The sequence below is a fragment of the Pseudomonas tohonis genome (assembly GCF_012767755.2).
Classification (GTDB): domain Bacteria; phylum Pseudomonadota; class Gammaproteobacteria; order Pseudomonadales; family Pseudomonadaceae; genus Metapseudomonas; species Metapseudomonas tohonis.
This window is the reverse complement of record NZ_AP023189.1, coordinates 3,289,671-3,301,233: the sequence shown is the minus strand read 5'-3', so window position 1 is coordinate 3,301,233 and position 11,563 is coordinate 3,289,671. Positions and strand designations below refer to the sequence as shown.

The window sequence follows — 11,563 nt, the reverse complement described above, 5'->3', positions numbered from 1 at the left end:
GATGAGCGAAATCAGTCGTGCCAAGCTGTTCGGGAAGCTGAACAGCCTCGCCTACAAGGCGATCGAAGCGGCCACGGTGTTCTGCAAGCTGCGTGGCAACCCCTACGTCGAGCTGGTGCACTGGTTCCACCAGATCTTGCAACTGCAGGACTCCGACCTGCACCAGATCATCCGCCAGTTCAACATCGAGCCGGCTCGCCTGGCCAAGGACATCACCGAGGCCCTGGATCGCCTGCCCCGTGGCTCGACCTCGATCACCGACCTGTCTTCCCATGTCGAGGAATCGGTGGAGCGCGGCTGGGTCTACGGCAGCCTGATGTTCGGCGAAAGCCAGGTGCGCACCGCCTACCTGGTGGTCGGCATCCTCAAGACCCCGAGCCTGCGCCACGCGCTGAGCGCCATCTCCCGCGAGTTCGACAAGATCAAGGTGGAAACCCTGATCGAGCGCTTCGACGAGATCGTCGGCAACTCCCCGGAGAACGCCCTGACCGCCACCGACGGCTTCAACGCCGGTGCCGCCCCGGGCGATGCCAGCGGCGCCATGGCCCCAGCGGCCATGGGCAAGCAGGAAGCCCTCAAGCGCTTCACCGTCGACCTCACCGAGCAGGCCCGCAGCGGCAAGCTGGACCCGATCGTCGGCCGTGACGACGAGATCCGCCAACTGGTGGACATCCTCATGCGTCGCCGCCAGAACAACCCGATCCTCACCGGCGAGGCCGGCGTGGGCAAGACCGCGGTGGTGGAAGGCTTCGCCCTGCGCATCGTCGCCGGCGACGTGCCGCCCTCGCTGAAAGACGTCGAGCTGCGCGCCCTGGACGTGGGCCTGCTGCAGGCCGGCGCCAGCATGAAGGGCGAGTTCGAGCAGCGCCTGCGCCAGGTGATCGAGGACGTACAGAGCTCGCCCAAGCCGATCATCCTGTTCATCGACGAAGCCCACACCCTGGTCGGTGCCGGTGGCGCCGCCGGTACGGGCGATGCCGCCAACCTGCTCAAGCCGGCCCTGGCGCGCGGCACACTGCGCACCGTCGCGGCCACCACCTGGGCCGAGTACAAGAAACACATCGAGAAGGACCCCGCCCTCACCCGCCGCTTCCAGGTGGTGCAGGTGGACGAGCCCTCCGAGCACCGCGCCATCCTGATGATGCGCGGCGTCGCCTCGACCATGGAGAAGCACCACCAGGTGCAGATCCTCGACGAGGCGCTGGAGGCGGCGGTCAAGCTGTCCCATCGCTACATTCCCGCACGCCAGCTGCCGGACAAGTCCGTGAGCCTGCTGGACACCGCCTGCGCCCGCGTCGCCATCAGCCTGCACGCCGTGCCGGCCGAGGTGGACGACAGCCGCCGCCGCATCGAGGCGCTGGAGACCGAGCTGGCCATCATCGGCCGCGAGCACGCCATCGGCGTCGCCATCGGCAGCCGCCGCACCGACGTGGAGAACGCGCTGGTCGAGGAACGCGCCCGCCTGGCCGGACTGGAAGAGCGCTGGAACGAAGAGAAGGCCCTGGTCGACGAGCTGCTGGCCACCCGCGCCAGCCTGCGTGCCGCCGCCGAGCCGGTGGACGGCACCAGCCGCGAGGCCGGCGCCGACGCCCCGAGCCTGAGCGAGGACGAACTGAACGGCCTGCGCACCAAGCTGGCCGACCTGCAGCAGCGCCTCACCGCGCTGCAGGGCGAGACGCCGCTGATCCTGCCGACCGTGGACTACCAGGCCGTGGCCTCTGTGGTCGCCGACTGGACCGGCATCCCCGTGGGCCGCATGGCGCGCAACGAGATCGAGACCGTGCTCAACCTGGGCACCCACCTGAAGAAGCGCATCATCGGCCAGGACCATGCCCTGGAAATGATCGCCAAGCGCATCCAGACCTCCCGCGCGGGGCTCGACAACCCGAGCAAGCCGATCGGCGTGTTCATGCTCGCGGGCACCTCGGGCGTCGGCAAGACCGAGACCGCGCTGGCCCTGGCCGAAGCCATGTACGGCGGTGAGCAGAACGTCATCACCATCAACATGAGCGAGTTCCAGGAAGCACACACCGTCTCCACCCTCAAGGGTGCCCCGCCCGGCTACATCGGCTACGGCGAGGGCGGCGTGCTGACCGAGGCGGTACGGCGCAAGCCCTACAGCGTGGTGCTGCTGGACGAGGTGGAGAAGGCCCACCCGGACGTGCACGAGATCTTCTTCCAGGTGTTCGACAAGGGCGTGATGGAAGACGGCGAAGGCCGGGTGATCGACTTCAAGAACACCCTGATCCTGCTCACCACCAACGCCGGCACCGACCTGATCGCCAGCCTGTGCAACGACCCCGAGCTGATGCCCGAACCCGAGGGCATCGCCAAGTCGCTGCGCGAGCCGCTGCTGAAGATCTTCCCGCCGGCGCTGCTGGGCCGCCTGGTGACCATCCCCTACTACCCGCTGACCGACGAGATGCTGAAAAGCATCACCCGCCTGCAGCTGGGCCGTATCAAGAAGCGCGTGGAGGGCTCGCACAAGGTGCCCTTCGACTTCGACGACAAGGTGGTGGACCTGGTGGTCTCGCGCTGCACCGAGACCGAGAGCGGTGGCCGCCAGATCGACGCCATCCTCACCAACAGCATGCTGCCGGACCTCTCCCGCGAGTTCCTCGGCCGCATGCTGGAAGGCCGCAAGGTCGAGAAGGTGACGGTGGGCGCCGAGAACGGCGAGTTCACCTACAGCTTCGATTGAAGCGATGCGGCGCGCCCCACGACGGGGTGCGCCGCCTGAATGTGGAAGGTTCCGGCGCGTCGGAACCCGGTAGTGACGCGTACAGCGCTAAGGACGTGTGGGATGGCGATTTCGCAACGGGCACGCATGGCCAAGGTCAGCAGCCCGCTGGGCGGCGATGCATTGCTGCTGGACAGGCTGGATGGCCATGAGGAGCTGGGACGGCTCTTCGACTACGAGCTGAACCTGATCTCGGAAGATCACTCGATCCAGCTCGATGCCCTGCTGGGCAAGCCCATGGGCGTTTCCCTGGAGCTGTCCGACGGCAGCCAGCGCTACTTCCATGGCATCGCCAGCCGCTGCAGCCAGACCGCCGGCAGCGGCCAGTTCGCCGGCTACCACGTGAGCCTCAAGCCCTGGCTCTGGTTGCTGTCGCGCACCTCCGACTGCCGCATCTTCCAGAACAAGACGGTGCCGGACATCATCAAGCAGGTGTTCCGCGACCTGGGCTTCTCCGACTTCGAGGACGCCCTCACCCGCACGTACACCGAGTGGGAATACTGCGTCCAGTACCGCGAGACCAGCTTCGAGTTCGTCAGCCGCCTGATGGAACAGGAAGGCATCTACTACTACTTCCGCCACGAGCAATCGCGCCACGTGCTGGTGCTCTCCGATGCCTATGGCGCCCACGCGCCGGTGGCGGGCTATGGCACGGTGCCCTTCTACCCGCTCTCGGACCAGATGCGCGAGCGTGACCACATCTACGACTGGTACCTGGCCCGCGAGGTGCAGCCGGGCTCGCTGTCGCTCAACGACTACGACTTCCAGCGTCCCAGCGCCCACCTGCAGGTGCGCTCCGCCGTCAGCCGTGCCCACAGCAACGCCGAGCTTCCGCTGTACGACTACCCCGGCGAATACACCCAGAGCCAGGATGGCGAGCAGTACGCGCGCAACCGCATCGAGGCGATCCAGACCCAGTACGAGCGCGTGCACCTGCGCACCAACGCGCGCGGCCTGGGCTCGGGGCACCTGTTCAAGATGACCGGCTACCCGCGCGCCGACCAGAACCGCGAGTACCTGATCGTCGGCGCCCGCTACCAGGTCAGCCAGGAGAGCTACGAGAGCGGCTCCGCCGGCGGCCCGCTGCAGTTCGAAAGCGCCCTGGACTGCATCGAGGCGCGCCAGCCCTTCCGCCCGATGCCCACCACCATCAAGCCCATCGTCCAGGGACCGCAGACCGCCATGGTCGTCGGCCCCAAGGGCGAGGAGATCTGGACCGACCAGTACGGCCGGGTGAAGGTGCACTTCTATTGGGACCGGCATGACCAGTCCAACGAGAACAGCTCCTGCTGGATCCGCGTATCCCAGGCCTGGGCCGGCAAGAACTGGGGCTCGGTGCAGATCCCGCGCATCGGCCAGGAAGTCATCGTCAGCTTCCTCGAAGGCGACCCCGACCGCCCGATCATCACCGGCCGCGTGTACAACGCCGAGCAGACCGTGCCCTACGAACTGCCCGCCAACGCCACCCAGAGCGGCACCAAGAGCCGTTCCAGCAAGGGCGGCACGCCGGCGAACTTCAACGAGATCCGCATGGAGGACAAGAAGGGCGCCGAACAGCTGTACATCCATGCCGAACGCAACCAGGACATCGCCGTCGAGCACGACGAATCCCACTGGGTCGGCCACAACCGCACCAAGAGCGTGGACAACGACGAACTGGCACGCATCGGCCAGGACCGCACCCGCGCGGTGAAGCGCAACGACACCCTGATGGTGGGCGGCGCCAAGGCCGACAGCGTGAGCACCCAGTACCTGATCGAGGCCGGCGCGCAGATCCGCCTGGTGTGCGGCAAGAGCGTGCTGGAGTTCAACGCCAGCGGCGAGATCAACATCTCCGGCACCGCGTTCAACCTCTACGCCAGCGGCAACGGCGCCATCGACACCGGCGGTCGCCTCGACCTCAACTCCGGCGTCGCCAGCGAGGTTCCGAGCAAGGGCAAGGGCATCAAGGGCACCATCGACGCCATGGTCAAGGCACTGTTCCCGCCGCCCAAGGCCTGAGGAAAACGGTGTGCCTTTGTGGGAGCGAATTCATTCGCGATGCGATGCCCCTGGCCACTCCGTTGGTGGATGGGAAAAGCGCCATCCACCCTACGCCCCGCATCCAACGCACGCACCATCCGTAGGGGCGAATTCATTCGCCCAAGGGCAACGGAGTTGCCCCGAGGGAGCCCAGCCCGCCCCTGGCCACAAGGGAAAAACGGTGTGCCTTTGTGGGAGCGAATTCATTCGCGATGCGGTGCCCCTGGCCACTCCGTTGGTGGATGAAAAAAGCGCCATCCACCCTATGCCCCGCATCCAACGCACGCACCATCCGTAGGAGCGAATTCATTCGCGATGCGGTGCCCCTGGCTACTCCGTTGGTGGATGAAAAAAGCGCCATCCACCCTACGCCCCGCACCCCACGAACGTGTCGATGCGGGCGCTCGTCAGGCGGTGGCCGGCACGAAGTCCGGGCCACCGAGCTTGTCGCGCACGGTGACGGCGGTGCGCAGCAGCGGGGTCCACATGCCGTCGGGGCTGTTCCAGGCGGCGCCGGCCCAGCGGGTATCGGCTTGCAGGGCGGCCTTGTTGGCTTCCAGCTGGCGTCGCAGGGCGACCGCCACCCCGCCCATGTCCACCTCGAACAGATCGCCATAGGGCCCTTCCGGCTGGGCGCGTTTCTTCGCCAGGCAGAAGCGGTAGTACCAGACCCAGTCATGGGCCAGGTAGATGGCGCGGTTGCGGTCCGGGTAGGTGGCGAGGATCTTGAGCAACGCCGCGACGAAGCGCTGGGGGAAGGCCGGGTCGCGGGTCTCGCGCCAATAGGGCACCACCAGTTGGTCGAAGGCGGCGACCACGTTCTGCGGCTCGTCGTTGTCGCTGCGCGCTTCGAGGAAATAGAACGGCTCGCCCACCAGGAAGCGGTCCAGTTCGTCGTTGGCCAGGGCGAGGAGCAGGACGTTGTCCAGTTTCTGATTCATTGGATTCTCACGACGTCATGGGCCGACTTCAGTACGTTGATGTCGTTTCCGTGGTTGATGGCGACATTATCCAGCACCGCTTCGCGCATGCCACCCGGGTGGGTCAGGCCGCCGGGGCGCCAGAGCGAGTTCACCCCGCCCTCGTTGCCGGTGGGCATGAGCACCTTGGGGTTTTCCACCTTGAGCATGTAGATCTCCTTGCCCGCCAGGGAGCCGGGATCGTACCCCAGCGCCGACTCCAGCACGGAGACGTCGCCGGTTTTCTTGTACTGGGCCACCACCGAGGACAGGTCGGAGTCGGCCATGACGAACTTGTTCGGGTTGAAGGCAGCGTATTTCGGGTTGGCGATGTCGTCCGCCGTGAACAGGAAGGCGCCACCTTCGTCCTTGAAGGTCTTCAGGTGCTTGTCGATATAGGGCTGCTCCAGGTAGTCGCTCGGTGGCGGCCGCGATCCCTTGGGGATGCCCATGATGTCCGCCTCGGTGACGCCGGCCTTGTAGGCAGGCGTACGCGTGGCCGGCGTCGGCTTGCCCAGGCGCGCCATCTTCGGCCCCAGGCCGAGCATCGCCATGCCGGCCACGCCCTGCAGCAGGTCGCGGTAGCCGGGGCCGAGGCGGTCGCCCAGGTCACCCAGCAGCTCCATGCCGCCGAAGATGGCACCACCGATCAGCACGGTAGTGGCCAGCGCGGCCAGGCCGGCCATGGCCGCGACCACCAGGCCGACGCCCAGGGCAGCCAGGCCCAGGGCCTCCAGCCCCGTGTGCATCCAGCCCTCGATGTCCAGCACGAAGGCGACCCGCTCGGTGGGGCCGCCGATGAAGGTGTTCTCGCTGCCGCTCTTGATGTGCGCGCCACAGACCATCTTGCTGGTGATGCGCGCCGCCGGCTTGCCGTTGATGTAGACGGTGGCGCTGCCCTCGGCGATGGTCACCTCGAACGGCCAGATGGGGTGGTTGCACGGCAGCCCGCTGCAGGAGGACGAGGCATCCTCCCCCGCACGCATGGAGGCGCGGAGGTTGATGAAGACGTTCGGGCTGCCCCGTATCAACGCCCCCGTCGTCGGCTCCGGCAGGTTGAAAATGGTGTTCAGGCCCTTGAGGATCTGGAACATCGAGAGGCCGCCGCCGGCGATGGAACCGGCCATCACCGCCAGGGCCACGCCGCCGGTGGCCGCCGTGGCGGCGATCACCGCCGCACCGATCAGCGCCCCCGCCACCGCGCCGGCCACCATGGCCGCCACGCCGAATCCGTGGGCTATCTCGTCGCCTAGGCGTGCCGCTGCCTGTGCATCCATGAGGTACGTCTACGTCCTTGCTGCGGGGCGCCTCGCGGCGCTCGGATCAGGCTGCCGGGGGCAGCGGTTTGAAGGTCTGCATCGCCTGTTTCCAGGCCGGCTCGTGGTACGGCAGGTCCTGGGGCGTGGTGGTCAGGGTGGCGATCAGCACCAGGGCACGGTGTTCGATGAACACCTGGCGCAGCATCAGCTGGCGCCCTTCGCGCTGCCAGGTGTAGTCCAGCAGCACCGCGGGCGAGCCCTGGATGTTGATGTCCCACTGCTTGATCAGGGCGAAGCCCGGCAACTGCTGGCGGGCGTTGGACAGCTGCTGGGCGATGTAGTCGGCGAAGGGCGCATCGCCCTTGCTGGGGTCGCGGCTGATGACGAAGCTGGCTTCCTTGGCGGGCCCGGTCGCGGGCAGCTTGAAGATGTTGATGCTCTGGTCCTGCCAGGAGTCCGGAATATCCAGATCCGCCTCGTGGAGTCGGTAGAGAGTCACTGCTGAAGGCCTTCCCTAGTCTGTATCGCGCATTAGCGGGTCGTCGAATACCTCGCCGCGACCCGGGGGTGCGTGTTCGACAACTGGTGAGGCGAAAAATTTTCGGGGAACGCGAAACAAACATCAAGGAGCAAGGCCGCTGGATATGCCTCAGGTCTCGATTTATCTGTGTGGGAAGCGGCCTGTCGGGTTTCCCACGACCGACCAGGGAGCAGGTCGGGTGGGAGCGGATTCATCCGCGATGGGGCGCGATAGGCGCTGGAGGTCTTTTCGCGAGTAAAAATCCACGTTTTTAGAGCGTGGCTTTGCTTTTGGTCCCCTATGAAGAGGGTGCAATCAGACCTCGAAACATGCAGCCGCCGCTTACTCCGGACGTAGGGTGTGCTGCGCGCACCTCGGACTCGCCGGAAGCACCGCGCGGAGGTGCGCACGGCACACCCTACGACACGCGTTCATCCTGCAGGGCTCTCAATTCACATCGTCACAGGCAGAGCCGATGACTCATGACCGCGACCTAAGGACGTGGTTTCCCAAGTTCAAATGAATTCGCCCCTACGGGCCGGCCGGAATCGCGAGGTCAGCCCTGGGCTTCCAGCACCTGCAACGCCCGGTGGTACTTGGCCACCCGCGCCAGGTCCTTGTCGTCCAGGTGCGGCAGGCGCGAGACGTCGAGGTTGTCGCGGATGTCGGCCAGCTTGACCCGGCGGGCCAGCGGGTTGGGGCAGATGCGCTCGATGAAGGCCTCGTAGCCTTCGCCCTCGCGCTTGCTCAGGCAGTCGATGGCGGCCAGCACCGGCTCGGGGATGCCGAGGGCGCGCAGGTCATCGAGGGTTACGCCTGCGTCTTCCACCACGTCGTGGAGCACCGCGACCATCTGCGACTCGGCATCGTCGAAGCGCAGCATCAGGCGCAGGGGATGGAGGATATAGGCCTTGCCGGCCTTGTCCCGCTGGCCGGCGTGCACACGGCAGGCCAGCGCGATGGCACGTTCGAGGGTGTCGTTCATGGGGGCTCCAGGGCTCGGGCAGGCGGCGAGCATAGCACCGGCCCTCATCCACCCGGCCGTTGCGAATGTGAACCCCGTCCAGAAGTGGGGACGCCGGCGGGCGCTCGCTCATCCGCTCTCTGGACAGCGGAGCCGCTCTGCACTACAACAATCGCCGGCGAGAATCCTGCCGCCCGATCGGCAAGGTTGTTTCCCGTCACCCCGAATGGATTCGCGGATATCGGAAAAAGCGCCCGGGACGAGCGTCGTCTGCTAATACTTCGACCCAGGTTTCCCCGGAAATCCCGGCCTGCCCGCCCCGCGTCGATCCCCTGGCGCCGGCTCGTTGGCGGTTCGCTCCGATCCCAGTGGTACACGAGGCAAGGACAGCATGGCAATCACACAACAGGCCCGCATGGCCAAGGTCAGCAGCCCGCTCGGGCCCAACGTCCTGGTCCTTGACCGGCTCGATGGCCATGAGGAACTGGGGCGGCTCTTCGACTACGAGCTGAGCCTGGTTTCGGAAAACTACGCCATCAAGCTCGACGCCCTGCTGGGCAAGCCCATGGGCGTGTCCCTGGAGCTGCCCGACGGCAGCCAGCGCTACTTCCACGGCATCGCCTGCCGCTGCAGCCAGACCGCCGGCACCGGCCAGTTCGCCGGCTACCAGATCAGCCTGCGCCCCTGGTTCTGGCTGCTGTCACGCACCTCCGACTGCCGCATCTTCCAGAACAAGACGGTGCCGGACATCATCAAGCAGGTGTTCCGCGACCTCGGCTTCTCCGACTTCGAGGATTCGCTGTCACGCTCCTACCGCGAGTGGGAGTACTGCGTGCAGTACCGCGAGACGAGCTTCGAGTTCGTCAGCCGCCTGATGGAACAGGAAGGCATCTACTACTACTTCCGCCACGAAAAGGAGCGCCACGTGCTGGTGCTCTCCGATGCGTATGGCGCGCACAAGTCGGTGGCCGACTACGCCTCCGTGCCCTACTACCCGCTCGAAGACCAGATGCGCGAGCGCGACCACATCTATGACTGGCACCTGGCCCGCGAGGTGCAGCCGGGCTCCCTGGCGCTCAACGACTACGACTTCCAGCGCCCCAGCGCGCGCCTGGAGGTGCGCTCCACCGTCTCCCGCCCCCACAGCAACGCCGAGCACCCGCTGTACGACTACCCGGGCGAGTACGTGCAGAGCAAGGACGGCGAGCAGTACGCACGCAACCGCATCGAGGCGATCCAGACCCAGTACGAGCGCGTGCACCTGCGCACCAACGCGCGCGGCCTGGGATCGGGGCACCTGTTCAAGATGACCGGCTACCCGCGCGACGACCAGAACCGCGAATACCTGATCGTCGGCGCCCGCTATTCCATCAGCCAGGAAAGCTACGAGAGCGGCGCCACCGGCGGCGTGCTGCAGTACGAAAGCGCCCTGGACTGCATCGAGGCCTCCCAGGCCTTCCGCCCGATGCCCACCACCATCAAGCCCATCGTCCAGGGCCCGCAGACCGCCATGGTCGTCGGCCCCAAGGGCGAGGAGATCTGGACCGACCAGTACGGCCGGGTGAAGGTGCACTTCTATTGGGACCGCCACGACCAGTCCAACGAGAACAGCTCGTGCTGGATGCGCGTGTCCCAGGCCTGGGCCGGCAAGAACTGGGGCCATATCCAGATCCCGCGCATCGGCCAGGAAGTCATCGTCAGCTTCCTCGAAGGCGACCCCGACCGCCCGATCATCACCGGCCGCGTGTACAACGCCGAGCAGACCGTGCCCTACGAACTGCCCGCCAACGCCACCCAGAGCGGCACCAAGAGCCGCTCCAGCAAGGGCGGCACGCCGGCGAACTTCAACGAGATCCGCATGGAGGACAAGAAGGGCGAGGAACAGCTCTTCATCCACGCGGAGAAGAACCAGGACATCGAGGTCGAGAACGACGAGACCCACTGGGTCGGCCACGACCGCACCAAGACCATCGACCACGACGAGACGGTGCACGTGAAGCACGACCGCACCGAGACCGTGGACAACAACGAGACCATCACCATCGGCGTCGACCGCACCGAGAAGGTCGGCAACAACGAGAAGATCACCATCGGCGTCAACCGCACCGAGGACGTCGGCAGCAACGAGACCATCACCATCGGCGCCAACCGCACCGAGAAGGTCGGCAGCAACGAGAACATCACCATCGGCAGCAACCGCACCGAGAGCGTGGGCAGCAACGAGAACATCACCATCGGCAGCAACCGCACCGAAAGCGTGGGCAGCAACGAGAACATCACCATCGGCGCCGACCGCACCGAGAGCGTGGGGGCCAACGAGCAGGTGGACATCGGCAGCAACCAGACCACCAGCATCGGCAAGAACGAGTCGCGCAGCATCGGCCAGAACCGCAGCACCGACGTCGGCCAGAACGACAGCGTCGACATCGGCAAGAGCTTCTCGCTCAACGCCGGCGACTCCATCAGCCTGGTCACCGGCTCCGCCAGCATCACCATGAAGAAGGACGGCACCATCGTCATCCGTGGCAAGAACATCACCATCGACGGCTCCGGCGCGATCAACATCAAGGCCAGCAGCAACGTCGTGGTCAAGGGTCAGAAGATCCTGCAGAACTGAGCCCGCGCTCGGTCAGGGAGTACAGAGCATGACAGTCCAGATCCACACCCCCGCCGCCACCCGCCTCGATGGCGTGGTGATCGGCATCCTCCTCGACGTGCCCGAGGCCTCCAGCCCGGTGGTGGCCTTCCCCGGCTGCCCGTCGGAGACCGGCATCGCCGCGACCACCACCACGGTGCTCGCCCGCGAGGACATCGGCACCCAGGTGGCGCTGATGTTCGTCGGCGGCGACCCCGCCCTGCCCCTGGTGATCGGCCGCATCCAGCGCCTGCCGGAGACCCGCAGGGAGCCGGCGGTGGCGCACATCGACGGCGAGCGCCTGGAGTTCTCGGCCGAGCGCGAGATCGTCCTGCGCTGCGGCAAGGCCAGCATCACCCTGACCCGCGAAGGCAAGGTGCTGATCAAGGGCGCGTACCTGTCCAGCCGCTCCTCCGGGGTCCACCGCATCAAGGGCGGTTCGGTGCAGATCAACTGACAGAGCC

The 11,563-nt window shown here is 66.4% G+C and carries 8 protein-coding genes; 4 read left to right on the top strand and 4 right to left on the bottom strand.

Going from position 1 to position 11,563, the window contains the following annotated elements; translation table 11 throughout:
* Position 1 precedes the first annotated feature (1 nt).
* Together tssH and HSX14_RS15095 are read left to right on the top strand one after the other, a co-directional pair.
* Entirely contained in the window at positions 2-2,701 is a 2,700-nt protein-coding gene (tssH, locus tag HSX14_RS15100; protein WP_173175590.1) for a type VI secretion system ATPase TssH, read from the top strand.
* Between the two features lie 126 nt (positions 2,702-2,827).
* Complete coding sequence (locus HSX14_RS15095; RefSeq protein WP_373874700.1) at positions 2,828-4,741, top strand: type VI secretion system Vgr family protein; 1,914 nt, start codon at positions 2,828-2,830, stop codon at positions 4,739-4,741.
* Positions 4,742-5,169: 428 nt separating this feature from the next.
* On the opposite strand, the gene HSX14_RS15090 is transcribed toward HSX14_RS15095, so the two are convergent.
* From HSX14_RS15090 to HSX14_RS15075, 4 genes are all read right to left on the bottom strand, one after another.
* Positions 5,170-5,703: a hypothetical protein gene (locus tag HSX14_RS15090; protein ID WP_173180412.1), complete on the bottom strand. Its 534-nt coding sequence runs from the start codon at positions 5,701-5,703 to the stop codon at positions 5,170-5,172.
* On the bottom strand, positions 5,700-6,998 hold the full coding sequence (locus HSX14_RS15085; RefSeq protein ID WP_173180413.1) for a PAAR domain-containing protein: 1,299 nt from the start codon (positions 6,996-6,998) through the stop codon (positions 5,700-5,702). Before HSX14_RS15085 ends, HSX14_RS15090 begins: the two co-directional genes overlap by 4 nt.
* 46 nt (positions 6,999-7,044) lie before the next feature.
* On the bottom strand, positions 7,045-7,479 hold the full coding sequence (locus tag HSX14_RS15080; protein WP_173180414.1) for a DcrB-related protein: 435 nt from the start codon (positions 7,477-7,479) through the stop codon (positions 7,045-7,047).
* Between the two features lie 577 nt (positions 7,480-8,056).
* Complete coding sequence (locus tag HSX14_RS15075; protein WP_173180415.1) at positions 8,057-8,485, bottom strand: GTP pyrophosphokinase; 429 nt, start codon at positions 8,483-8,485, stop codon at positions 8,057-8,059.
* A 370-nt stretch (positions 8,486-8,855) separates the two neighbouring features.
* On the opposite strand from HSX14_RS15075, the gene HSX14_RS15070 reads away from it, so the two are divergent.
* Together HSX14_RS15070 and HSX14_RS15065 are read left to right on the top strand one after the other, a co-directional pair.
* Complete coding sequence (locus tag HSX14_RS15070) at positions 8,856-11,081, top strand: type VI secretion system Vgr family protein (protein ID WP_175384257.1); 2,226 nt, start codon at positions 8,856-8,858, stop codon at positions 11,079-11,081.
* 28 nt (positions 11,082-11,109) lie between these two features.
* Positions 11,110-11,556, top strand: a complete 447-nt coding sequence (locus tag HSX14_RS15065; protein ID WP_173178647.1) for a DUF6484 domain-containing protein — start codon at positions 11,110-11,112, stop codon at positions 11,554-11,556.
* Positions 11,557-11,563 lie beyond the last annotated feature (7 nt).

What these genes read in the sequence shown, in the direction of transcription:
- HSX14_RS15075 (WP_173180415.1), bottom strand. Translation starts at nt 8,485, where the DNA reads ATGAACGACACCCTCGAACGTGCCATCGCGCTGGCCTGCCGTGTGCAC.
- HSX14_RS15070 (WP_175384257.1), top strand. Translation starts at nt 8,856, where the DNA reads ATGGCAATCACACAACAGGCCCGCATGGCCAAGGTCAGCAGCCCGCTC.
- HSX14_RS15090 (WP_173180412.1), bottom strand. Translation starts at nt 5,703, where the DNA reads ATGAATCAGAAACTGGACAACGTCCTGCTCCTCGCCCTGGCCAACGAC.
- HSX14_RS15095 (WP_373874700.1), top strand. Translation starts at nt 2,828, where the DNA reads ATGGCCAAGGTCAGCAGCCCGCTGGGCGGCGATGCATTGCTGCTGGAC.
- tssH (WP_173175590.1), top strand. Translation starts at nt 2, where the DNA reads ATGAGCGAAATCAGTCGTGCCAAGCTGTTCGGGAAGCTGAACAGCCTC.
- HSX14_RS15065 (WP_173178647.1), top strand. Translation starts at nt 11,110, where the DNA reads ATGACAGTCCAGATCCACACCCCCGCCGCCACCCGCCTCGATGGCGTG.
- HSX14_RS15085 (WP_173180413.1), bottom strand. Translation starts at nt 6,998, where the DNA reads ATGGATGCACAGGCAGCGGCACGCCTAGGCGACGAGATAGCCCACGGA.